General features: G+C 70.3%; 20 protein-coding genes. 3 read left to right on the plus strand and 17 right to left on the minus strand.

Annotated features, from left to right (window positions below):
- Positions 1-39: 39 nt before the first annotated feature.
- From DEA06_RS15095 to DEA06_RS15130, 8 genes are all read right to left on the minus strand, one after another.
- On the minus strand, positions 40-1,098 hold the full coding sequence (locus DEA06_RS15095; protein ID WP_116648834.1) for an ABC transporter ATP-binding protein: 1,059 nt from the start codon (positions 1,096-1,098) through the stop codon (positions 40-42).
- On the minus strand, positions 1,095-1,967 hold the full coding sequence (locus DEA06_RS15100) for an ABC transporter permease (protein WP_116648835.1): 873 nt from the start codon (positions 1,965-1,967) through the stop codon (positions 1,095-1,097). Before DEA06_RS15100 ends, DEA06_RS15095 begins: the two co-directional genes overlap by 4 nt.
- A 4-nt stretch (positions 1,968-1,971) precedes the next feature.
- Positions 1,972-2,850, minus strand: a complete 879-nt coding sequence (locus tag DEA06_RS15105) for an ABC transporter permease (protein ID WP_116648836.1) — start codon at positions 2,848-2,850, stop codon at positions 1,972-1,974.
- Between the two features lie 180 nt (positions 2,851-3,030).
- Positions 3,031-4,113, minus strand: a complete 1,083-nt coding sequence (locus DEA06_RS15110; RefSeq protein WP_116648837.1) for an extracellular solute-binding protein — start codon at positions 4,111-4,113, stop codon at positions 3,031-3,033.
- 148 nt (positions 4,114-4,261) lie between these two features.
- Positions 4,262-4,822 carry a hypothetical protein gene (locus DEA06_RS15115; protein WP_116648838.1) on the minus strand — a complete coding sequence of 187 codons (561 nt, stop codon included), beginning with the start codon at positions 4,820-4,822 and terminating at the stop codon, positions 4,262-4,264.
- 3 nt (positions 4,823-4,825) lie between these two features.
- Positions 4,826-6,253, minus strand: coding sequence for an amidase family protein (locus tag DEA06_RS15120; protein WP_116648839.1), 1,428 nt, complete (start codon positions 6,251-6,253; stop codon positions 4,826-4,828).
- Complete coding sequence (locus tag DEA06_RS15125; RefSeq protein ID WP_116648840.1) at positions 6,250-7,584, minus strand: amidohydrolase family protein; 1,335 nt, start codon at positions 7,582-7,584, stop codon at positions 6,250-6,252. Before DEA06_RS15125 ends, DEA06_RS15120 begins: the two co-directional genes overlap by 4 nt.
- Before the next feature lie 42 nt (positions 7,585-7,626).
- Positions 7,627-8,808, minus strand: coding sequence for a M24 family metallopeptidase (locus tag DEA06_RS15130; RefSeq protein WP_116648841.1), 1,182 nt, complete (start codon positions 8,806-8,808; stop codon positions 7,627-7,629).
- 130 nt (positions 8,809-8,938) lie between these two features.
- Between DEA06_RS15130 and DEA06_RS15135 the strand changes: the two genes are divergently transcribed.
- Positions 8,939-9,979 (plus strand): extracellular solute-binding protein, encoded by a 1,041-nt coding sequence (locus DEA06_RS15135; protein WP_165818040.1) that lies wholly within the window; start codon positions 8,939-8,941, stop codon positions 9,977-9,979.
- A 54-nt stretch (positions 9,980-10,033) separates the two neighbouring features.
- Here the strand turns inward: DEA06_RS15135 and DEA06_RS15140 are convergent, their stop codons facing one another.
- From DEA06_RS15140 to DEA06_RS15180, 9 genes are read right to left on the minus strand one after another with little or no spacing between them, the layout of a single operon-like run.
- Entirely contained in the window at positions 10,034-11,446 is a 1,413-nt protein-coding gene (locus DEA06_RS15140) for an amidase family protein (protein WP_116648843.1), read from the minus strand.
- Entirely contained in the window at positions 11,443-12,978 is a 1,536-nt protein-coding gene (locus tag DEA06_RS15145) for an FAD-dependent oxidoreductase (RefSeq protein WP_116648844.1), read from the minus strand. The genes DEA06_RS15140 and DEA06_RS15145 overlap by 4 nt, the downstream gene beginning before the upstream one ends.
- Positions 12,975-13,637: an isochorismatase family cysteine hydrolase gene (locus DEA06_RS15150; RefSeq protein ID WP_116648845.1), complete on the minus strand. Its 663-nt coding sequence runs from the start codon at positions 13,635-13,637 to the stop codon at positions 12,975-12,977. The genes DEA06_RS15145 and DEA06_RS15150 overlap by 4 nt, the downstream gene beginning before the upstream one ends.
- Positions 13,634-14,650, minus strand: a complete 1,017-nt coding sequence (locus DEA06_RS15155; RefSeq protein WP_116648846.1) for a phosphotriesterase — start codon at positions 14,648-14,650, stop codon at positions 13,634-13,636. Before DEA06_RS15155 ends, DEA06_RS15150 begins: the two co-directional genes overlap by 4 nt.
- A gap of 3 nt (positions 14,651-14,653) precedes the next feature.
- Positions 14,654-15,667: a hypothetical protein gene (locus DEA06_RS15160; RefSeq protein WP_116648847.1), complete on the minus strand. Its 1,014-nt coding sequence runs from the start codon at positions 15,665-15,667 to the stop codon at positions 14,654-14,656.
- A 28-nt stretch (positions 15,668-15,695) separates the two neighbouring features.
- Positions 15,696-17,153 (minus strand): aldehyde dehydrogenase family protein, encoded by a 1,458-nt coding sequence (locus DEA06_RS15165; RefSeq protein WP_116648848.1) that lies wholly within the window; start codon positions 17,151-17,153, stop codon positions 15,696-15,698.
- A 25-nt stretch (positions 17,154-17,178) separates the two neighbouring features.
- On the minus strand, positions 17,179-18,708 hold the full coding sequence (locus DEA06_RS15170; RefSeq protein ID WP_116648849.1) for a glutamine synthetase family protein: 1,530 nt from the start codon (positions 18,706-18,708) through the stop codon (positions 17,179-17,181).
- Entirely contained in the window at positions 18,701-20,038 is a 1,338-nt protein-coding gene (locus DEA06_RS15175; RefSeq protein WP_116648850.1) for an aromatic ring-hydroxylating dioxygenase subunit alpha, read from the minus strand. The genes DEA06_RS15170 and DEA06_RS15175 overlap by 8 nt, the downstream gene beginning before the upstream one ends.
- Before the next feature lie 37 nt (positions 20,039-20,075).
- Complete coding sequence (locus tag DEA06_RS15180; RefSeq protein ID WP_240606979.1) at positions 20,076-21,020, minus strand: PDR/VanB family oxidoreductase; 945 nt, start codon at positions 21,018-21,020, stop codon at positions 20,076-20,078.
- Between the two features lie 143 nt (positions 21,021-21,163).
- Between DEA06_RS15180 and DEA06_RS15185 the strand changes: the two genes are divergently transcribed.
- Both DEA06_RS15185 and DEA06_RS15190 read left to right on the plus strand, forming a co-directional pair.
- Positions 21,164-21,871 carry a GntR family transcriptional regulator gene (locus DEA06_RS15185; RefSeq protein WP_116648852.1) on the plus strand — a complete coding sequence of 236 codons (708 nt, stop codon included), beginning with the start codon at positions 21,164-21,166 and terminating at the stop codon, positions 21,869-21,871.
- A gap of 111 nt (positions 21,872-21,982) precedes the next feature.
- Positions 21,983-22,942, plus strand: a 960-nt coding sequence (locus DEA06_RS15190) for a DUF222 domain-containing protein (protein ID WP_116648853.1), incomplete at its 3' end; no start/stop codon positions are given.

Consider the following 22,942-nt stretch of genomic DNA (forward strand, 5'->3'; position numbering starts at 1 on the left):
CCGCATCTCGGCCACCCCGCACGGCCGCGAGCCCGCGCCTCAGGCCGGGACGGGGATGGCGGCCGTGGCGACCGCCTCGATCACGTGCACGCGATCGGAGTTGCGGCACGCCAGGCGCACGCGCTCCCCCACCCCGAGCGCCGAGACGTCCGACGACGGCGAGAGCGACGCGACGACCTTGCGGCCGTAGTCGGTGGCGATCTCGAGGCGGTACCGCGAGCCCTGGAAGCTCACCAGTCGCACGACCCCCTCGATCGACCAGGCCGGCGTCGACTCGTGGGCGGCGACGATGCTCATGTCCTCCGGGCGCAGCACCGCCGTGCCGTCGACCAGGAGGCCCGTGGCGTCGTCGACGAGCGCGTCGTCGACGGTCGGCAGGAGGTTCGCCTCGCCCAGGAAGCTGGCGACGTAGGCGTTGACCGGGCGGCGGTAGAGCTCCTCGGGGCTCGAGACCTGCACGAGCTGCCCCTCGTGCATGATCGCCACGCGGTCCGACATCGTGAGCGCCTCGGTCTGGTCGTGCGTGACCGAGACCGTGGTGATGCCCACCTTCCGCTGGATGCGCGTGATCTCGACCTGCATGTGCTCGCGCAGCTGCTTGTCGAGGGCGGCCATGGGCTCGTCGAGCAACAGGATCCCCGGGTTGGCCGCGAGGGCGCGGGCGAGCGCGACGCGCTGCCGCTGACCGCCCGAGAGCGACGACGGCTCGCGGTCGGCCATGCCCGGCAGCTGCACGAGGGCGAGCATCTCGTCGGCGACCGCGCGACGCTCCTTCGCCGGGCGCCGCGCGGCCAGCAGGGGGAACGCCACGTTCTCGCCGATCGTGAGGTGCGGGAAGAGGGCGTACGACTGGAACACCACGCCGACGTTGCGCTTCTGCGGCGAGCGCTTCTCGACGTTCGTGCCGTCGAAGGCGACGTGGCCGCTGTCGACCGACTGCAGGCCGGCGATGACGTTCAAGAGCGTCGATTTGCCGCTGCCGCTGGCGCCGAGGAGCGTGACGAACTCGCCGGGGGCCACGTCGAGCGAGACGCCCTTGAGCACGTGGTTGGCACCGAGGGTGACGTGGACGTCGGAGATCGAGAGGGCGACGGTCATTCGGGGACTCCTTCCGCGACGGCGCGGACCGCGGGGGTCCGGCGCCGGCTGGGGCGGTTGCGCCGCGAGAGACGCGACGTGATGAGGGGGACGAACGCGAGAAGCATGATGGCGAGCACCGAGACGAGAGTGGATGCTGCGGTGAGCTCCGGCGAGAACGCCTCCGAAGCAGCGCTCAGCATCTTCAGCGGGAGCGTCTGGACGCCGGGCGGCAGCAGGAAGACGGCGAGCACGACCTCGTCGAACACGACGATGAAGGCGAAGAGCGCGCCCGAGAGCACGTACGGCAGGAGGGCCGGCAGCTCGATCTTCCACAGGATGAGCGGCCATCGGGCACCGAGGGTCCAGGCGGCCGGCCGCAGGGCGGGGTCGATCCGGGCGATACCGCCCGACACGATGACGAACACGTACGGCATCGCGATGAGTGCGTGCCCGACGACGAGGGTGACGAGGGTCCCGCGCAGGAAGCCGAAGTCCATGTTCACGCCGTAGAGCCCGACCGCGTAGGCGATGGGGGGCAGGGCGATCGGCACGATGAAGAGTGTCCGCACCCACCGCTGCGCCTGGCGCGAGCGCACGCGGGTGAGTCCGATCGCCCCGGCGACGCCGAGCACCGTGGCGATCACGGTGGCGATGAGGCTCTCCCAGATCGACAGCCAGAACGACCCCATCCAGCGACGGTCGCCGAGCACCTCGGCGTACCACTGCAGGGAGAAACCCTCGGGCGGGAAGAGGATGAAGCTTCCCGCGGTCCACGACGTCGAGACGAGGATCAGGAAGGGGACGATCAACAGCAGGCTCGCCAGCAGGGCGATGACGATGATGGGGAGGCGGTAGGCTCCGAGGCTGCGTCCGACGGTTGTGCTCACGAGATCAGCCCCACTTCTCGCTGACCTTGAACAGCCGGTCGGCTACGAGGTAGATCAGCATGGTTCCCCCGACGAGGAGGATGCTCATCGCAGCCCCCAGGTCGGGCCGGTTGGCGGTGTTGAGCTGCTGGTTGATGACGCCCGACACGGTCATGTTCGAGGGCCCGCCCAGCAGCAGCGGCGTGACGTAGAACCCGAGCGACATGACGAAGACGAGCACGCCGCCGCTGATGACCGAGGGGAGCATCTGCGGCCACGTGACGATGCGGAAGGTCAGCAGAGGACCGGCGCCGAAGACGGATGCGGCGTTGAGCTGTTCGCGGTCGATCGACTGCAGCGCGCTCATGACCGGGAGCACCGCGAAGGGCAGCATGACCGCGACCATCGCGGGATACATGCCGAAGGCCGTCTGGTAGATCTCGAGCGGCTCGTCGGCCAGGCCGAACAGGCCGAGGAACCAGTAGATGCCGCCCTTGGGCAGTTCCAACAGCATCCATCCGAACGAGCGGACCATGACCGAGGTCCACAGCGACAGCATCAGCGCGGCGAGGAGCGCGAGTCGCAGCCAGGTCGGCGAGGCGGCGATGGCGAGTCCGTATGCGGCGCCGAGCACCATCGTCAGGATCATCGTGACGACCGCCATCAGCAGCGTGCGCCAGAGCGAACCCACGAACGCGGGCACCGCGAACATGCCCTCATAGGCGCCGCCGCCACCCTCGAGCGACTGCGTGACCAGCGTGAACATCGGCAGACCGAGCGCCACGACGAAGAAGATGAGCGGGGGCCACATCAGCCAGCGGAACTCGGCTCGCGAGACGCCGAGCGCGGTGCGCCTCGGCGTCGGCGCCGGCCGGGCGTCGAGGACGGCGGAAGAAGTGCTCACTGCGTCATGCTCCAGGATCGAGGTTGCACGGGTGTTTCGGACGGCTTGGTATCGGACGTGGATCCAATCTATCCCCTAGTGGATCCGAACGCATTGCTCCCCTGTTTCCATCGCGTTACGGGAACATGGGAAAGGCCCCCGATCCGAAGATCGGGGGCCTTCCCGCGCGGGGATGGGGGGTCAGCCCGCGAGCCACGCCGTGTACGAGTCGATGAGCAGATCCTTGTTGTCGGCCCGCCACTGCTCGTTCCACTGCAGGAGTCCGTCGGCGTGCTCCGGGGAGTTGACGACGTTGGCGGCGACCTCCTCGGAGATGACGTCGAAGACCGCCGAGTTGACGGGGCCGTAGCCGGTGCGCTCCGTGAAGACGGCCTGGTTCTCCGGGTCGTTGATCCAGGCGGCGAGCGCCTTCACCGCGTCGGGGTTGCTCGACTTCTCGGGGATGACGAAGCCGTTGAGCGCCTGGAAGGCCTGGTTCCACTGCACGGTCACGTCCAGACCCGAGTTCTGCAGCGCCTTGAACTGACCGGTGACCGAGACCGCGATCGATGCGCTGCCGCTGGAGAGCAGCTGCTGCACCTCGGGGTAGGACTGGTAGAACACCAGGTCGTCGCGGATGGTGTTCAGCTTCGCCGTCGCTCGGTCGAGGTCGAGCGGGTACAGGTCTTCCGGCGCGACGCCGTCGGCGAGGAGGGCGATCTCGTACGAGCCGTCGAAGAAGCCCGGGGAGCCGGGCCACGCGCGCTTGCCGGGGTACTTCTCGGTGTCGAAGAAGTCGACCCAGTCCTGCGGGCCGCCGTCGGCGAAGGTGTCGGTGAGCCAGCCCTGACCGATGCCGATGTAGAAGCCGCCGACCACGTAGGGCGAGAGCGTGTCGTCGATCAGGTCGCCGCGCGCCTCCTCGGGGATCTCCTGGATGTGGTCGGGGTAGGCGAGGATGTCGGCGGTGCTGACCTGGAAGACGTCGTAGTCGCCGCCCTCCCCCTCCAGCATCGGGTAGTAGATGGCGTCTTCGATCGACGACGAGACGACGTCCACGCCGGTGTCGTCGCCGAATCCGTCGAAGTACGCGACCTGGCGGCTCTCGTTGGTGGGGCCGCCGAAATCGGCCCAGACGATCTGGCCGCTGATGGCGGCCTCATCGGAGCCGGAGCTTGCGTCGCCGGCCGAGGCGGTGCCGGCACAGCCGGTGGCGACGGCGGCGACCGCGCCGATGGCGAGGGCGACGGTCGCGCCCCGGCGGAATCGGTTCAGGGAAGACATGCGATGGGTTTCCTCTCGAAGACGTGCAGTGCGAGATGGTGCGGGGCGGGCTCCGTCGGGTAGGGAGCCCGGGGTGGGGTAATGGATCCAATTGTGCATCACATGGATCCCTCCCGTGTGTCTCGACTGTTTCGTGTGTGTAACAGAGTCAGAGAACTGCGGCGGGAATCGTTCCCCTCAGCCCGGGGTCGATGCCGAACACCTCGCTCCAGGCCACTGCGGACGAGCCGTCGTCGAGGAGCACCGGTCCGATCGCGCCGAGGAACGGATGCTGGGGCACCCGGCGATCGCGCAGCGCCCGGCACCCCCACACGAGCGGGCCCGGGGCCGCGACGAGCCGCGCGCCGACCACGACCGAGCGTGCCGGTGCGGCCGGGCCCGAAGATGCTCGGACGGCGATCTCGAGCCGATCACCGACCCGCCCGGGGATGCGGACCGCGATCTGCGCCCACTCCCCCGCCGCGAGCGGGTCGCCCGCGGAGACGCTCACCGGCCCCGCCGTCGTTCCCATCCCGACCGTCGCGCGGCCGTCGTCGCCGACGCCGATCCACCACCCCGCCGCGTCGAGCGCGTGCGCGAGCGCACCCTGCGGCCCCTGGCCGACGGGGCGGTCGGGGCGGATCCCGACGGTGACGCTGAATCCCGCCTCGCCGAACACGGGAGGACGATCGACCCGGACGTAGGGGACGACGATCTCGCGGCTCGACACGGGTCAGGCCCGGATCGCCGTGGGCTCGGCCCCGACGAGGCCGAGCGCGGCTTCGATGGCGGCGCCGATCGCGAGCAGCCGCGCGTCGCGCCGCGACGCCCCGACGAGCTGCATGCCCACCGGAAGACCGGCCCCCGTGAAACCCGCCGGGGTGGCGAGCACGGGGTGACCGGTCACGGTGAGGCGGCAGGCCGCGCGCTGCCACAGGAAGTAGCGGTCGAAGGCGACGCCGTCCACCTCCGCGACCCACTCGACATCGGCGGGCGGGGCGGCCACCGGGGTCGCGGGATAGACGATGGCATCGACCTCCTGCAGCACGGCCGCGGTGCGGCGGAACAGCTCGGTGCGGTGGGCGAGGGCATCCATCAGCTGCGCCGCCGACAGGTCGAATCCCTCCTGGACGTTGCGCAGGTAGTCGTCTCGGAAACCGGTGCGCCCTTCGGCGAAGCGAGGCCGCGCATCGCCGGCGAAGCCGAACATCTCGATCGCCTGCCACGCCTCATCGGCCCCGTCGAGGTCGGGCTCCACGTCGACGACCACGACCCCCGCCCTCTCCAACCGATGCCGCGCGTCGGCGAGCACGCGGCGCACCTCGCGGTCGATCGGCAGTCCCCAGACATCGGGGCTCCAGCCGAGCCGGAGCCCCGAGAGGTCGATCTCGTCCAGATCGGCGAGCGCGCGCGGCTCGTCGACCCACGAGATGGGCCAGCGCCGATCGTGCCCGGCGATACCCGCGAGCATCAGCGCGGCGTCGCGCGAGTCGCGCGCCATCGGACCCGCGACCCCGTGAGGATCCCACCCGTTGCCGGTGCGCCCGCTCGGCACCATTCCCGGAGTGGGCCGCAGACCCACCGTGTTGCAGAACGACGAGGGGTAACGGATGCTGCCGCCGCTGTCGGATCCGTCGGCGATGGGCAGCATTCCGGCCGCCACGGCCGCCGCGGCTCCCCCGCTCGATCCGCCCGCGTGCCGGTCGAGATCCCACGGATTGCGGCAGACACCGCGGACGGGGTTGAACGTGAGGGTTCCGAGCCCGATCTCGGGCGTGTTCGTCTTGCCGATGATGAGCGCCCCGGCACGGCGGAGATGTTCGGCCAGCACGCTGTCGCGGGTGGCCGGTGGCTCGGACGCGTAGGCGGCGGACCCCTGCGAGGTCGGCAGGCCGGCGACGTCCATGAGGTCTTTCACGCCCGTCGGGAGTCCGTGGAGCACGCCGAGCCGGTCGCCGCGCGCGACCGCCCGGTCGGCCTGCTCGGCCATCGCGAGCGACTCCGACTCGGGAAGGAGCGACACGAACGCCGCGATCCTCCCCTCGAACTCCTCGATCCGGGCGAGGTGGGCGCGCATGACCTCGACGGCGGAGACGTCGCGCGCGGCGACGGCGGCAGCGAGATCGCGGGCGGACCAGGCGTACAGGGCGGTATCGGTCATCGGGTCTCCTGGACGTAGACGGTGCGTCCGCCGACGTCGGTTCGGCGGACGGGGATGCGGAGGAGGTCGTCGATAGGCACGGCGAGCGGGTCTTCGGCCCACAGCGCCCAGTCGGCGAGATACCCCGGGCGGATCATGCCGCGGTGGTGGTCGGCGAGGGCGGCGACGGCCGCACCGGTCGTGTAGGCGGCGAGCGCCTCGGCGACGGTGATGGCCTCGCTTGCGGCGAGCGGTTGGTCCTCACCGGCCACGCGTCGCGTGACGGCCTGCCACATGAGGAAGCGGGGGTCGAAGGCGAAGAACGGACCGTCCGAGCCGAAGGCCACGGTCGCGCCGGCGTCGAGCCAGCTGCGCACCGGGTTGGCGCGCTCGGCGCGCTCGCCCAGGGAACGACGCAGCCCGGCGCCGTTGTGCCAGATGATCGACGGCTGGAGCGAGGCGATCGTGCCCGACCGGGCGCCCGACGCGATGCTCTCGGCGCTCGGCTCGAGGTAGGCGTGGATGAACTGGAAGCGCCGCTCCCGCACGGCCGGCCCCGCCGCGGCGTACGCCGCGGCGACGATCGCGACAGCCGCCGAGCCGACGGCATGGGTCCCGACCCCCCAACCGTGCTCCGCGCACCAGCCGACGAGCCGGCCGAAGTCGGCGGTCGAGAGGCGCTGCTCGCCGCGGTACCCCGCCGCATCCCAGGGCTCTTCGAGAAGCGCCTGACCCTTCAACGCCTCGCCGTCGAGGTAGACCTTGATCGGCCCGATGCGCAGGCACTCGTCGCCGAACCCGGTCGAGACACCCGTGCCGTCGAGGTGTGCGATCGCGGCGTCGACGTCGGGGATCGCCGTGGAACCGATCTCCAGGTACGGCATGGCGACCGTGCGCATCGTCAGCGTGCCACGGCGATGCGCCTCCTGGTATCCGCGCATCTCGTCGATGGTGACGGCGGGATCCACGATCCCGGTGACGCCCAGCGCGTGGAAGAGGGGCTGGACCCGCTCGAGGGCGCGCACGCGATCCTCGAACGGCGGGGCCACGGGGCCGTCGTCGTCGAAGCTGTCGTGCATCGCCTCGATGTAGCGGTCGACGCCGTCTGTCTCGGACAGGTAGTCGAGAGCCTTCAGCCCCGCGCGCTCCATATGCAGGTGCGCGTCGATGAGCCCCGGGAGCACCACGCCGTCGAGGCGCTCCTCCCTGGTGCCGTCGGGCACCGCGGCGCGCACCTCCGCCACCGTCCCGACGGCCACGATCCGCTCCCCCTGCACGGCGAACGCCTCGGCGCGGAGCCGGTCGGGGTCCATCGTGACGATCGGAGCGAGGTAGACGACGGTCTGGATCACGGGGTTCCTTACTCTGACGACTCGTCGAGCCGCGAAGGGCGGTCAGGTGCGCAGCAGTCCGCGCGGGATGCGGGAGAGCGGCGCGAGGCCGTCTTCGGTGGCGAGCAGGGTGTCGATGGCGGCGGCCTCGAAACCGGCGTCCCGATCGAACAGCACCGTCTCGAAGTTCGAGACGTAGCCGGGTGCGAGGTCGGCACGGTGGGGTCCATCGTCGGCGAGGTAGGTGTGGCCGACCCAGCTGGGCGGGAAGGCGAGCCCGAATCCGTAGCCGCCGACCCACCAGATGTTCCGACTCGGAACCCTCTGGCGAAGCTCGCGCTCGGCCGCGGCCATCGCCCCCGAGGGGCTCTCGCCGTTCCGCGCCTCCCGGCACAGGGTGGCCAGGCTCGCCGCACCCGCTTGGAGGTATTCCTCGGCTTTGTCGTTCCACCCGTCCACGACGAAGGCGCGACTGAGGTTCGCGTGATACCGATCGACGACGCCGGACGCGTCGACAGACACGATGTCGCCGCGCTCGATGACGCGCCGCGATGGGAAGGCGTGCACGTCCGCCCATGCCGTCGGTCCGGATGAGACGAGCGCGTGCTGGGCGGCGACCTCCGACCCGCGTTCAGCCAGGAGCGACGTGATGAGAGCCGACACCTCGAGCTCGGTCTGACCCGGGCGGAGCCTCTCGCGCAGCTCCTCGAACGCACCGTCTGCCATCTCGGCGGCGCGGACGATCTTCGCCTGTTCGGCCGGGGACTTGTACACCCGCAGATCATCGACGAGGTAGTCGCCCTCGACGAGTTCGGCACCGATGGCCCGGAGCCCCGAGGCAAGATCGCGGACGATCCCAGCGACCGGATTGGGGGCGTGCCACTCGATCGCGACGACCCCCTCGTGCCAGCCCCGGCGTCGCACGGCCTGAACGACCTCGCCCGCGGCGGTTCCGTAGTCGACGAGCTCGATCGCGTCGTGGATGGCCATCAGCGGGATGAAATCGACGTGCCGCGACCAGTCGACGATCACGATCTCGGGCTCGGCTGCCCGGATCAGTGCGCCGATCGGCAGCCTCGGCGCGTACCAGCTCGCGACGTACCCGGTGAGGTAGCAGAGGTTCGACGGCGACGTGACGAAGAGGCTGTCGATACCTCGAGCGACCATGGCCGCACGGAGGGCGACATGACGGCACTCGTACTCGGCGAGCGGGAACGGCAGCCCCTCGGGGACGACTCGGGTCATACCGCACCTCCGGTCGGGCGGATTCCGATCGCAATGCGCCGTTACCCGCGGGAAACAGATTGGATCCTAACATCATGTTGTTGGATCCATCAAAAGGGAGGGTGTCATGGACATGCGAAGAAGACGCAGAATGCTGGTCGCGGGCGCGCTCACCGTCGTCGCACTGGCGACGACGGCGTGCGCGAGCGGGGAGGCCGCCCCGACGAGCTCGGACGATCCGGCCGAGGTATCCGGCCAGATCGTCTGGGCCGACTACGGAGGACCGACGAACGAGGCCTTCCAAGAGGTCTTCTTCGCGCCCTTCACGGAGGAGACCGGCGTCGAGGTGGTCGCGACGACCCTCGCCGCGAGCGTGCAGTACCAGATGCTCGAAGGAGAGAAGGGCGACTACGACACGATGATGACGGGCATGGCGGAGGTCGTGCTCTACTCCGACAACCTCGTCGCACTCCCGGCGAGCGTTCCCCGATCCGACCAGCTCTCGGCCGACGTCGCCGAGTACGCGATCGCAACGCCGATCATCGGATACGCCCAGGGCTATCTCGCCTCGACCTTTCCCGGCTCAGGCCCGCAAACATGGGCGGACTTCTGGGACACGGAGACCTACCCAGGCAAGCGCGCGGTACCGGGAGAGTACTCCGACTTCATGTTCGAAGCGGCACTCCTGGCCGACGGCGTCGCCCCCGACGACCTCTATCCGCTCGACCTCGACCGTGCGACCGCGAAGCTCGACGAGCTGAAACCCGACATGGTGTTCTACACCGAGTATCCGCAGGTGCAGCAGCTGCTGAGCGCCGGCGGCGCGTCCGTCGCCTTCGCTCCGAACGGCCAGTTCGCAGCTCTCAAGAACGCGGGACTCGATGTGACCGTGTCGTGGGATCAGGCCCTCGTCGAGGCCAACCCCTTCGTGGTCCCCTCCCGCGCGAAGAACCCGTCCGCCACCTTCGCGCTCGCGGAGTTCCTCGCCGAACCCGAACTCCAGGCCGAGTTCTCGCGCCGCACGAACTACGGCCCCTCGAGCTCGGCCGCGTTCGAGTACCTCTCCGACGACGAGATCGCGGCGCTACCCAACGCCCCCGAGCACACCGAGATCATCTGGGCCGACGCCGACAACCGTGCCGAGCTGTACGACGAGATGAGCGACCGCTACACCGAGTGGCTCACGAGCTGACGAGGTGACCGGTGAGAGGCGGTCGGCTCGACCTCGCGTCGCGACGGCCGCCTCTCACACGGCCGGCCGACGCGCCATCACATCGCCGACGGCGCTCTCCCAGGTCAGGGCGAACTCGAGAAGCAGACGCTCGCCGCGGTACGGACCGACGAACTGCACACCGATCGGGAGGCCCCCGCGCGAGAAGGTCATGGGCATCGACAGCGCGGGCATCGCCGTCGCCGTGATGCGGCTGCACGAGCGCTGCCACGTGTAGTAGCGCTCCATCGCCACGCCCTCGATCTCGGTCGGGTACTCCCACTCGATCGGGAACGGCAGCACCTGCGTGGTCGGAGCCAGCAGCATGTCGTACTCGGCGAGGAGCGATTGGAAGCGCCGGAAGAGCCGCGTGCGAGCTCCCGCCGCGCGATTGAGGAGGCGCGCATCGATGGCATCGGCCCACGACACGTCGTCGCGAACGGTCTGTTTGACGAGCTCGGGGTGGAGCGCCGCATCCTCGCCGTGGGCGTCGAGGAATTCCAGCGAACGGAACGTCTCGAAGACGAGGTCGGCCTCCGTCAGGTCGAGGTCGACCTCGACCACCTCGGCACCGAGGTCGCTCGCGAGTCGCGCGGCCGCGGCCGTCGCCTCGCGCACTTCGGGGTCGAGCGGAAGACCACCGAGGTCGGGCGAGTAGGCGATCCGCGCCCCCCGGAACGACCGGGGCGCGAGCGAGAGGAAGAGCTGGGGGTCTTCGTCGATCGACAGGGGCGCGCGTCGCTCGGGCCCGGCGATCACCGAGAGGAACAGGGCGGTGTCGGCGACGTCGCGCGTGAGTGCCCCGAGTACCGACCCCGGGTCCCAGGCGTTGCCCGGGCGGGCGGACGCCACGCGCCCGGCGGTCGGCCGGAGCCCCACGAGGTTGCCGAAGGAAGCGGGATTTCGGATGCTGCCGCCGAGGTCGGAGCCGTCGGCGAACGGCAGCATTCCGGTCGTTACCGCCGCGGCGGCTCCTCCGCTGCTGCCCCCGGCGCTCCGGGTGGTGTCGTAAGGGTTGCGGGTCGGGCCGAACACCTCGTTGAAGGTGTGCGACCCCGCCCCGAACTCGGGGGTGTTCGTCTTGCCGACGAACACGACGCCGGCCTCGCGCAACCTCGCGGCGATGACGCTGTCGTCGGCGGCGACCCGGCCCGCATAGATGCGCGACCCGTGGCTCGTGGGGAGCCCCGCCACATCCATGAGGTCTTTCACCGCGATCGGCAGGCCGTGCATCGGCCCGCGGATCAGGCCCCGGGCGAGCTCGCGATCGCGTTCGCGGGCGGTCTCGAGGGCGACGTCGGGCTGAGAGCTGACGATCGCGTTGATGGAGGGATTGAGCTCGTCGATCCTGGCGAGGTGGGCGGCGACGACCTCCTCCGAGGAGAGCCGCCGGGTGCGGATCGCCTCGGCGAGCGCGCGGGCACTGAGGGCGGTGATCTGGTCGGTCATGCGGAGGCCTCCTCGAGCAGCATGGCCGCGACCTTCTCGCCCATCACGACCGACGGCATCGCGGTCGTCGCGCGGGGGATGCGCGGCATGATCGACGCATCGGCGACGCGGAGCCCCTCGATGCCGTGCACCCGGGCGCGCTCGTCGACGACGGCCCCCGGATCCCCGGCGACCCCCATGCGACACGTGCCCACGGGGTGCCAGTAGTTGTCGGGGTGTCGGTAGAGGTGGGCGGCCAGCGCGTCACGCGCGAAGGTCTCGGGACCGGGGTGGATCTCGGCACCGACGAGCGGCGACAGGGCGGCGGTCGCGGCGAGCTCCCGCAGCATGCTCGCGCCCTCGATCAGCATCGCGACGTCGGCGCCCTCCGCGTCGGAGAGGAAACGGTGGTCGATCCAGGGCTTGGCCTCGGGGTCTGCGCTGCGCAGGCGCACGAATCCGCGCGACCGCGGCAGAAGTGCCGAGGTGCCGATGCTCCAGCGCTTGCCGTCACCGCGGTGCGTCGGGCTGTACGGGAGGAAGTGCAGGTCGAACGCCTCGGTCTCGAGGCTCGACGCGGCCTTCCCCATCGCCTGTTCGTCGGGGGTCCAGCCGGCCGCGCGCGCGGCGTCCATCTCGGCAGCCATCCGATCGGAACCGGCGAAGCTCATCAGGAGGAACGGCTGGTCGTGGAGGTTCTCGCCGACACCCGGCAGGTGGTGGACGAGCGGGATGCCGAGGGGCGCGAGCTGCGCGAAGGGCCCGATGCCCGAGCGCAGGAGGATCGTCGGGGAGTTGTAGGCGCCGCCGGCGAGCACGACGGTGCCCGCCCGAACGGTCGACACCTCGCCGCGGTGGTGCACCACGACACCGGTCGCCACCCCGCGCTCGATGACGACGCGGTCGACGAGCGCATCTCCCACGATGCGCAGGTGCGCCAGCCCGCGCACCGGGTCGAGGTACGCGAAGGAGGCATTGATGCGCACGCCGTCCTGGATGTTCATCGCTTCGGGAGCGAACCCGGCCGCCTCGTCGAGGTCGTTGAGGCTCGTCAGGCGCGGCATGCCGACCGCGGGCGCGGCGTCGTACCAGGCGTGCTGCCAGGGGGTGAGCTCGTCGGCTGCGAACTGTCGCACCCGCATCCGTTCCATTCCGCCGGCGAACAGCGGCGCGAGATCGTCGGCCGCCCAGCCCACCAGGCCCGCCTCGGCCCACGCGTCGTAGTCGCGGCGATGACCCCAGGTCTGCGTGCACCCGTTGACGTCGGAGCTGCCCCCGATCGCCCGCGCGCGCTCGAAGCCGACCGTCCACGGATAGGTGTCGCCCGAGTCGTAGCCCCAGTCGTGCGAGCGGCCGAGCCGCGTCGCGTCGACGAAGTCCGCGGGCCACGACGCGGCGCCCTGCGGTCCGAAGTCGGGGCCGGCTTCGAGCACGAGCACGTCGTGCCCGGCTTCTGCCAGACGCGCGGCGACCGCGCTCCCCGCCGTCCCTCCTCCGACGACGACGTACTCCGCGACCTCGGGGAGGAGACCGGCCCGACGTGGATCGGTCATCGCACCAGCACCGGGTCGGCGCCCGTCGCCGCGGCCTCGGCCGCGAAGAACGCGAGCACGTCGGCGGTGTCGACGAGGGCGTCGCGCTGCAGGTACGAGATCGCCTCCAGCGACGCCGCGTGCGCGCGTTCGCTCGAACCGCCGACGGCATCCTGGACCACCCGCACGCGGTAGTCGTGCTGGTGCGCGTCGACGAAGGTGTAGTGGATGCAGACGTCGGTCAGGCCCCCGATGAGGATCAGGGTCTCGGCCCTGTACGCCTTGAGTACGATCTCGAGCTCCGTGCCGAAGAACGCGGAATAGCGGCGCTTGCGCACCACGAACTCCTCGGGCCGCGGCTCCAGCCACGCAGCCAGTTCCGTGCCGTCGTCGCCCTCGATGCAGTGCGGACCCTCGACGCCGTCGAGCTCACGACCGATGTCGATGAGGGAGGGCTTGTGCACCTCCTGGATGAACACGACGGGTACGCCCGCGGCGCGCGCGGCGTCGACGAGGGCGCGCTGGCGCGGCCCCCTTTCGGCTCGGCCGCCCATGATCGGGATGCCGCTGTCGCCGGGCGTGGACTGACCCGAACCGCCCTGGATGTCGACGACGACGAGCACGGGCTGGCCGACGATGTGCGCGTCGTGCGGCGCAGAGGATGCGAGGGGGGTGGTCATGGCCGCTCCAGGAGTCGTCTCGGAGTGTGGATGAGGATCTGGTCGACGGTCGCCGGATCGCCGGCGATCTCGGCGATCGAGGGGCCGATCCGCCGGAAGAGGTGATCGTAGCCGTTGCCGCCGTTGCGGCGGAGGTTGGCCTGTGCCCAGACGTCCTGGGCGATGACGAGCTGCGAGGCGTAGCCCTCCGAGAGCAGCCACTCGACCATGTCGAGCCGTTCCGCGTCGGTGGGGTTGCGCAGCTTCGGACTGCCGTACGAGAAGTCCGATCCGAACGTGTCGTACGCCAGCACGGCGCCGGCTCGCGCGATCTCGCGATGGTAGCCGGGGTCCCAGAACTCGTCGAGATGACCGATGATCACGCGGTCGGCGCTCATGCCCTCCTCGAGGATCGCGTCGAGGACGCTCGTGCCGCCTTTGCCGCGAAACGACTGGTGCGTGTACACCGCGGCGCCGGTCTCGGCTCCGGCACGGGCGGCGGCGCGGACGGATCGCCACTCGGCATCGGTCACGGGCCAGCTGGTTCCGATCTCACCGAGCAGCGCGGGGCGGATGCCGGTGTCGCCGATGCCGTCGGTGAGTTCGCCGAGGAGGCGCTCGGTGAGCGCGTCGATCGACGCGGTCTTGACGTCGACGGCCATGGTGTCCTCGACGTAGAAGCCCGCGCCGACCATGACGTGCACCCCCGAGCGTCGTGAGATCTCGGGCAGCTCCGAGAGGCGGCGTCCCATGCCGTCGAGGGTCAGCTCGAGCACACCCGATCCTCCGGCGCTGCGCACGTGAGAGAGTTCCTGCGCGGCGACGTCGGCGTCGTGCAGAACGATGTTCTCCGGCACCGACAGGAAGTTCCACCGGAGGTAGGCCATGAGCTCCGGTCCCATCGGCACTCCCTCGGGAGGGAGCTCCTTCGGGGGCTTCGCCCAGATGCGCAGATCGCTGAGCAGGTGCTCGTGCATCGAGGTGGGCCCGAGGTCGGCGGCGGCGATCGGCCCGAGGACGGTATGGATGGGCATGGGTCACTCCCCGAAGACGGCGCGACGCGGGTTGTCGCGGTGGATGGCGTCGAGCGTCTCGGCGGCGATGCCCGAATCGATCGCGAGGGCGCGGAACTCCTCGAAGAGGAACGTGTACCCCGGACCGCCCGCCGCGCGCAGGTGCGAGCGCTGGCAGACATCGTGAGAGAGCAGGATGCTGTCGGCGTAGCCCGCATCGATGAGCTGCCGCAGATACGACAGCCGCCGGTCGATCTGCGGGCGGACGAGCACGCCCCCGACCCGGCAGGTCATCAGGCAGTCGAACTGCACGAAGGCTCCGCGCCGCGCGATCTCGAGCGAGTAGTCGACGCTCTTGACCGTGTCGGCGTGCCCGATCGCGACGCGCGAGAGGTCGACCCCCTCCTCGCGGAGGATGTCGAGCTGCGCGAGACCGGTCGGGAACGTCGGTGCGTGGGTGGAGATCAGCATCCCCGTCTCCCGGCCCGCCCTCGCGGCCGCGCGGAACGACCGCTCCTCGATCGCGGAGATGTGCGAGAGGTCGGACGCGATCTCTCCGATGACCCCCGCCCGCACGCCCGTGCCGGGGATCTCGTCGAGCAGATCGGCGATCAGGTAGTCGGCGATCAGGTTCGTCGGCGTGCGATCGAACCAGAGCCGGTCGAGGTAGGTCTCGTAGTAGTGCCCCGTGCCGAGGATCACCTGCACCCCGGTGCGCTCGGACGCCTCCTTGGTCGCGAGGACGTTCGCGACCGATCTCGAGCCGGTGGTCGCATTCTGCTGCATCACCCGGAGGTCGTCGCTCCACCCGACCGGTGCCGCATAGTCGCTGAGCTCGCCGTTGGTCAGATCGATGAGGGTGGCGCCGCCCGCCGCCGCGAAGAGCGCGAGCTCGGCATCGGCCTCGGCGGCTACGTTGAGGTACCCGTCCTGCGGCGTCGTGCGGGTCATGTTGATGTAGACGTGCTCGTGCGGGAGCGTGATCCCGAGGTCGGCGGGACCGATGGGCCCGGTGACCGTGTGCACCGTGTCGATCACGGATGCCCCTTTCTCGCCGTGCGGCGTACTAGATCGCGATAACGACGCTCTTCGGCTCGCAGAAGCCCAGAAGCCCCTCGTCGCCCAGGTCGCGGCCGAGCCCCGACTCCCCGACGCCGCCGAACGACAACGCGGGGTCGAAGACGTTGTAGGTGTTGATCCACACCGTGCCGGCGTCGATCGCGGCCGCCATCCGGTGCGCGCGCGACAGGTCGCGGGTCCACACCCCGGCGGCGAGCCCGTACCGGGTGTCGTTGGCGATGCGCACGGCGTCGGCCTCGTCGTCGAACGCGATGATCCCGACCACAGGGCCGAAGATCTCCTCGCGCGCGATGGTCATGTCGTTGGTGACACCGGAGAACAGTGTCGGCTCGACGTAGAAGCCCGGCTCGCGGGTTCCCCCGCCGGCGACGAGGGTCGCGCCCTCGCCGATGCCCTTCTCGATGTAGCGGAGCACGCGCTGGCGCTGCTCCTCCGAGACGAGCGGGCCGACGGTGATCCCGCCGTCGAGCCCGTCGCCGACGGGCACCCGTCGGACGGCCGCGGCAAGGCGCTCGGTCATCTCCTCCAGGATGGAGCGCTGCACGAGAAGCCGGCTTCCCGCGGTGCACATCTGCCCGGAATGCCCGAAGGACGCACGCATGGCGGTCAGCACCGCAGCATCCAGATCGGCGTCTTCGAAGACGATGTTCGGGCTCTTGCCGCCGAGCTCGAGGGTCACGCGGGTGAAGTCGTCGGCGGCGGCGTGGGCGACGAGGCGACCGACCTCCGTCGAGCCCGTGAAGCTGATCTTCGCGATCCCCGGGTGGGCCGAGAGGGCGGCGCCCACCTCGCCGTCGCCGGTGAGCACGCTCACGACGCCGTCGGGCACGCCCGCCTCCTGCAGGATCCTCGCCAGGCGCAGGAGCGTCAGGGGTGTGTCCTCCGCGGGCTTCGCGATCACGGGGCAGCCCGCGGCGAGCGCCGGGGCGAGCTTGAAGGCCGCCGTCATGATCGGGAAGTTCCACGGCAGGATGATCGCCACCGGACCGATCGGCTCGAGCACCGTGTAGACGTGGTGCGCGCCGCCGTCGATCGGGATGACCGATCCGCCCAGGCGCGACGGCGCACCGGCGAAGTGTCGGAAGGTGCGTGCCGCGCTGGCCGTGTCGGCGCGCGAGCGCTCTATCGGCTTTCCGTTGTCGCGGGTCTCGAGGATCGCGAGCTCCTCCAGGTCGGCCTCGATGAGGTCGGCGACCCGGTTCAGGATGCGGGCACGATCCAGCGGCGCCATCCCCCGCCAGCGCCGATCGGCGTGCGCCGCGACGGCGGCGGCCACCGCCGCATCCACGTCGGCGGCCGTCGCGTCGGCGACGGTGGTCAGCACCTCCTGCGTCGCGGGATCGATGACCTCGCGGCGGGCGCGGTCGCCGGCCGGGATCCACTCCCCCGCGAGCAGGAACGGTTCGTGGGCCGGCAGGGTGCCGACACGGGATCTGATGCTCATGCGTGCTCTCTTCCTCGGCGCGGGATCACAGGATCCCGAAGTATTCGCGCTGCTCCCAGTCGGAGACGTGTCGGAGGTACCGGTCGAACTCGGCGCGCTTGATCGTCGCGTACCAGTGCACCACCGTCTCGCCCAGAGCCGACCGGAACGCGGGGTCGTCGACGAGCGCGGCGACGGCGTCGCCGAGCGACGCGGGCAGCGCCGGCGCCTCGGTGCGGTACGGATCGAGGGTGGGAGCGGGCGGCACGAGTCCGCGCTCCATGCCGTCCATCCCGCTGATCAGCTGCGACGCGATGTAGAGGTACGGGTTCGCCGCGGGCTCGCCGGAGCGGTTCTCGAGCCGGGTCGCGGGATCTCCCACCCCGCCGACCGCGCGGATCATCGCGCCCTTGTTGTCGATGCCCCAGGCCACGCGGTCGGGTGCGAGCGAGAACGGCTGGTACCGCTTGTACCCGTTGACGGTCGGTGTGGTGAAGGCCGCCGCGGCAGGCGCGTGGGCGAGGAGCCCGGCGAGGTACGCCGACCCCACGAGACTCAGGGTCGTCCCTTCCGCCTCGGGGACGAAGGCTGCAGCCCCCGTCGACAGCTCGTAGAGCGACTGGTGCAGATGCCAGCCGGTCGAGGCGCCCTCGACACCCTGGGGGCGCGACATGAACGTCGCGTGGTAGCCGAGGCCGCGGGCGACGCGGCGCACCGCCATGCGGCACAGCACGATCGCATCGGCGATCCGCGCAGCATCCCCCGCCTCCATCGTGATCTCGAACTGGCTGTGCCCGAACTCCAGCTCGATCGAGCGCAGCGGGAGATCGAGAAGGGTCAGGGTGCGGTAGAGCGCGTCGACCAGGGGCTGCATCGCGTCGAGCGACTCCTCGTGCAACAGCTGCGCCCCGCGCGTCGTGGGTGCGCAGACCATCGCGTCCCCCGGACGCCCGGGGGCGGCGACGTGCGCGGTGGCGAGCTCTTCGTCGGAGAGCCGGAAGACGTGGAACTCCAGCTCGGCGCCCACCGTCATGCCGTACCCGCGCGAGGCGAGCGTGGCGAGCTCGGTGCGCAGGATCGACCGCGTGCAGAACGGCACGGGCGCGCCGTCGGGGAAGCGGAGATCGCAGAGGATCCAGGCGGTGTTCTCGGTCCACGGGAGCACGCGGAAGGTCTCGGGGTCGGGCACGAGCACGATGTCGCCCGCTCCGCTGAAGCCGTCGACGCCCACCCCGGTGTCGGCGGAGAAGACCGAGAAGACCGACTGGCCCGAGGTGTCTTTCAGCAGGAGCGAACTCGGCACCGTCAGGCCCGAGCGCATCGCAGCGGCGACGCCGGCCCGGGTGATGGTCTTCCCGCGCAGGATGCCGTGCTGGTCGACGAACGAGAACCGCACCATCTCGATGCCGATCTCATCCATGACCCGGCGCATCTGGCCCGCGGCCGCGTACTGCGCCTCGCTCCAGAGGTCGTGGCGAGAGATGAAGCCGTCGCGCTCGGCGGCGAGCATGGGCCGCGCCGAGACGCCCCCGCCGTTCTCGGAGACGGGACGCTCGTCGACGTTGCGCTCACGCATCGACGGTGGCTTCCGCGGTGGCGAGCGGGCCCGCCCACGGCGAGGCGTCGCGGCGCTCCTGCTCGCGCTCGACCCAGCGGGTCTGCCAGGCGTCGTTCGCGGCGATCGTGTCCATGGCGATGGGTCCTGTCAGCTCGGTCGCCTCGGTCTCGCTGAGCGGATGCGACGGGGTGCGCGCCCCGGCGGCGAAGGCCTCGATCGCGCGCAGGAGCAGGCGACGGTTCGCGCTCACGGCGCGATCCGAGATGCCCAGGCGCTCGACGGTGCGGTCTTGGATGGCTCCCATGCTCTCCACCGCCCACTGGTCGTGGACGTTGATGTCGAGACCCATGCCGGTGTAGGTGAGCTCCTTCTGCTCGACGGGGTCGAAGCCCCAGTTGTTGCTGCGGTTTCGCAGGGGCCGGTACTCGGGGAGGCTCACGCCCTCGAGCCGCTGCTGCAGGAGGGTCTCCTTGTCGGTGGGCTCGGCGAAGTCGTAGAAGATCATGTACCAGTACGAGGTCTCGTCGTCGATCGGTACGTGCCACTGCGTGAACACCTTCGAGTTGCCGAAGGGGACGACGAACGCGTTGGGGAACATGAGGTTCGTCACACGCACGTGCTTGATGTCCTCGGTCAGCTGACGCAGGGCGTAGACGCGCAGGCCGTGCTCGGCGTTCTCGACCTCGATGTCGGGGCGGTAGCTCTCACCGACGAGCATCGACAGTTTCTTGCCCGTACCCTCGACCTCCTCGGCGAACTGCTGGCCGTACATCTCGCGCGGGTCTTCTTCGATGAAGCGGTGGAGGAACGACACGTGGCTGGGGTCGATGCCACCCTCGAGGCCCTGGAGCCAGTTGCACTCCCACAGCCCCTTGAAAGCGAACGTGTACTCCTCCGGGGCGACGAAGCAGTCGTAGTGCGGGAACGGCGGCGGGTCACCCGCGCCCATGTACGTGAAGATGATGCCGTTGCGCTCGACGCACGGGTAGTTGGCGATGCGCACCTTGCCGAGGAACTGACTGTGGTCGGGCTCGGCGGGCTGCTCGACGCACCGCCCCTCGCCGTTGTAGAGCCACCCGTGGTAGAGGCAGCGGATGCCGTCCTCCTCGAGGCGCCCGTACGACAGGTCGACCCCCCGATGGGCGCAATAGCGGCTGATCAGCCCCCAGCCCTCCCGCTTCTTGAACAGCACGAGGTCTTCGCTCATGATGCGCACCTGCTTCACCGGACGTTCGCCCGGCATCTCCGACACCAGGGCGGCCGGCTGCCAATACGAACGCAGCAGGTTGCCGAGCGGAGTGCCGGGCCCCGATCGAGTGATCTTCTCGTTGTCTTCCTGCTTGAGCATGCGGTGCGCTCCTTCAGTGCGTTTCGGTCGGTGAGTATCAGGCGTCGAGGACGAGCAGTGGACACGAGGCGCGGGAGACGCAGACCATCAGGCAGTCGCCGTTCGCCTTCTCCTGCGCGGTGAGGACGAAGTCGCGGTGCTCGGGCTCCCCCTCGACGACGCGGGTCTCGCAGCTGCCGCAGATGCCCTCCTCGCAGTCGGACAGCACCTCCACGCCGGCGCCGCGCATGACCTCGAGGATGGACTCCTCCGGGGTCACCTCGAGCTCGAGACCGCTGCGATCGAGGCGGATGCGGAACGGCCCACCAGGCTCGTACGCGATCTCGGGAGCTGAGAAGTACTCGAGCCGGAGCCGGGCGTCGGCGTCCGGCACCGCATCGGCCAGGGCCGTCAGCATCCGTTCCGGACCGCAGGCGTACACGAGCGCGTCGGGGGATGCGGCGACCTCGGCGATCAGGTCGGCCCGGGTCCCCTCGTCGCGGGCGACGACGGTGACGTCTCCGCCGAGGGCCGAGAGCTCGTCGAGGAACGGCATGCGCTCGCGCGAACCGCCGAGGTAGAGCAGCCGCCAGCGGGCTCCCGCCGCCTGGGCCTGACGCACCATGGGCAGCAGGGGCGTGATGCCGATGCCGCCGGCGATGAAGAGGTACTGCGCGGCGGGCTCCAGCACGAAGTGGTTGCGCGGCTCGCGGACGACGATCTCATCCCCCGGCCGCAGTCGTTCGTGGACGGCTCGGGATCCGCCGCGACTATCGCTCTCACGCAACACGGCGATGCGGTAGCGCGGCGCGGACGGGTCGCCGCAGAGCGAGTACTGCCGCACGGGCGCGCCGGGTACGACGAGGTCGATGTGTGCGCCGGGGGTCCAGGAAGGGAGCGCTTCGCCGAGGGGTTCGAGCTCCACCGACAGCACACCCTCGGCCTCACGGGCGAGCCCGCGCACCCGGACGCGGATGTCCGTCATCACTTCCAGCCCTGACATATGTGGATCCTAACATCATGAGTATGGATCCAATATTACTTGCCTGGGCGACGTTCCGCTCGGATCGGGGTCCATATAGGGGAGTTCTGTTATCGTTCCGGGGTGCCGCAGCACCATCTGCGTCGGTGAGGAGACACACCTGAATGGCTGATGAGACGATCGAAGCGTCTTCCGCTCACGCTCTCGTCGACGAGATCGCGGCGAAGATCCGAGCGCGCATCATGAACGGCGACATCCCCATCGGAGCGCAGCTGCGGCAGGCCGAGCTCGCGAGCGATTTCGGCGTCAGCCGCACCCCGGTGCGCGAGGCGCTCCGCCAGCTGCAGACCGGCGGACTGATCGATGTGGTCCCCAACCGCGGCGCTGTCGTTCGGGTCCCCGCCCCGTGGGAGGTGCGCGAGGCCTACGAGGTGCGCGCCGAGCTCGAAGCCCTCGCCGCCGCGCGCGCCGTCAGCCGTATCTCGCACGCCGACCTCGACAGGCTCCGCGTCGCGAACCAGGAGATGTACGACCGCTCGGTCGAGGGCGGCGCCCCGGCGCGCGCCCTGGACAGTCGGCAGGAGAACGACGTCTTCCACAACACGATCGTGCTCGCGTCGGCCAACGCGCGGCTCGGACGCGCGATCGCCGAGATCAACGAGACCTTCCCCCGCAACGTCTCCGCGCAGCTGCTCGTCAACGACGAGCGCCATCGCGAGGAGAACTACCAGGAGCACCTGCGCATCATCGAGGCCATCGAGCGCGGCGACGCCGAGGCCGCCGGCGCACAGATGCGCGCCCACGTGCACGGCGCCGGAGAGCAGCTCGCGCGCTGGTACGAGCGCCGCAGCTCGACCGTCTTCACCGGCTGACACCGCCTGCCGCTCCGCGCGTGTGGGGCCAACGACGGCGGGCGCGCGGGAGCTTTCCACAGTGCGGCACGACTTCCGACCAGTGTCGTACCTTTGTTCTAACATGTAGGCATGCTCGAGAACGACGGCGCCCCGACTGACGGTGAGGCGCGGCGCGATGCCGATGCGCTTCCGGCGGACGTTGCGGGCTCGGAGTGGTCCGAGCGACCGGAGTGGTTCGAGGAGCGGGAGTGGTTCGATGCGGACGGTGATCCGGTCGCGGCGGGTCGTGATGGCCTGGATGCGGTGGCGGATGTGTCGACGTTGATGTCGGTGTTCGCCGCGCAACGGTTCGAGCGGGTCGAGGGGTTGCGGCGGGAGGCGGTGGCCGAGGCGGCGGTGTTCCGCGGGAAGACGACGGAGATCGTGATGCGATCCCTCCGACTCGAGCTCGCGACGGTGCTGCAGGTCACCGAGCACATCGCAGAACGGATGCTGGCGACCTCCGACGGCCTCGTGAACCGGTACCCGGCGATGCTCGACGCCCTCTCCCACGCACGCACCACGGAGCGGCACGCCGACGTGTTCGTGGAGTTGGTCGACACGGTCGAGCCGGAGCTGCGTGACCAGGTCGTGCCACTCGCCGTCGACCTCGCCACGACCCACGCGCTCGGGTCGTTCCGCCGCCTGCTGCGGAAGCTCGTCGACACGGTGCGGGCCGCGACGCGCAGTGAGCGGCATGCGGAAGCGGTGCGGGAGCGGCGGGTGGTGGTGCAGCCGGCGGAGGACGGGATGAGTTGGGTGATGCTCTACTCCTCCGCGGTGAAGGCCCACGCGATCCAGCACCGCGCGACCGCGATCGCACACGCCCTCGGCGCCCAGGAGGGCGAGGAGCGTTCTCTCGACGAGTTGCGTGCGGATGTGATGGTCGACCTTCTCGTCGACGGGGACGTGCCCGCCCACCCCGACGCGGCGCGCGGAATCCGCGCGACCGTGGCCGTCACGGTGCCGGTGTTGTCGCTGCTCGATGACGAGCACGCGAACACCGCCCCGGCGGTGGTGGAGGGGGTCGGGCCGATCCCCATCGAGCAG

The sequence above is a fragment of the Microbacterium sp. Gd 4-13 genome, assembly GCF_003095395.1.
Classification (GTDB): Bacteria; Actinomycetota; Actinomycetes; order Actinomycetales; family Microbacteriaceae; genus Microbacterium.

Coding starts and splice junctions, on each gene's coding strand:
- DEA06_RS15095 (WP_116648834.1), bottom strand. CDS start 1,098: ATGACCGTCGCCCTCTCGATCTCCGACGTCCACGTCACCCTCGGTGCC.
- DEA06_RS15110 (WP_116648837.1), bottom strand. CDS start 4,113: ATGTCTTCCCTGAACCGATTCCGCCGGGGCGCGACCGTCGCCCTCGCC.
- DEA06_RS15120 (WP_116648839.1), bottom strand. CDS start 6,253: ATGACCGATACCGCCCTGTACGCCTGGTCCGCCCGCGATCTCGCTGCC.
- DEA06_RS15130 (WP_116648841.1), bottom strand. CDS start 8,808: ATGACCCGAGTCGTCCCCGAGGGGCTGCCGTTCCCGCTCGCCGAGTAC.
- DEA06_RS15135 (WP_165818040.1), top strand. CDS start 8,939: ATGCTGGTCGCGGGCGCGCTCACCGTCGTCGCACTGGCGACGACGGCG.
- DEA06_RS15140 (WP_116648843.1), bottom strand. CDS start 11,446: ATGACCGACCAGATCACCGCCCTCAGTGCCCGCGCGCTCGCCGAGGCG.
- DEA06_RS15145 (WP_116648844.1), bottom strand. CDS start 12,978: ATGACCGATCCACGTCGGGCCGGTCTCCTCCCCGAGGTCGCGGAGTAC.
- DEA06_RS15150 (WP_116648845.1), bottom strand. CDS start 13,637: ATGACCACCCCCCTCGCATCCTCTGCGCCGCACGACGCGCACATCGTC.
- DEA06_RS15155 (WP_116648846.1), bottom strand. CDS start 14,650: ATGCCCATCCATACCGTCCTCGGGCCGATCGCCGCCGCCGACCTCGGG.
- DEA06_RS15165 (WP_116648848.1), bottom strand. CDS start 17,153: ATGAGCATCAGATCCCGTGTCGGCACCCTGCCGGCCCACGAACCGTTC.
- DEA06_RS15170 (WP_116648849.1), bottom strand. CDS start 18,708: ATGCGTGAGCGCAACGTCGACGAGCGTCCCGTCTCCGAGAACGGCGGG.
- DEA06_RS15175 (WP_116648850.1), bottom strand. CDS start 20,038: ATGCTCAAGCAGGAAGACAACGAGAAGATCACTCGATCGGGGCCCGGC.
- DEA06_RS15180 (WP_240606979.1), bottom strand. CDS start 21,020: ATGTCAGGGCTGGAAGTGATGACGGACATCCGCGTCCGGGTGCGCGGG.
- DEA06_RS15185 (WP_116648852.1), top strand. CDS start 21,164: ATGGCTGATGAGACGATCGAAGCGTCTTCCGCTCACGCTCTCGTCGAC.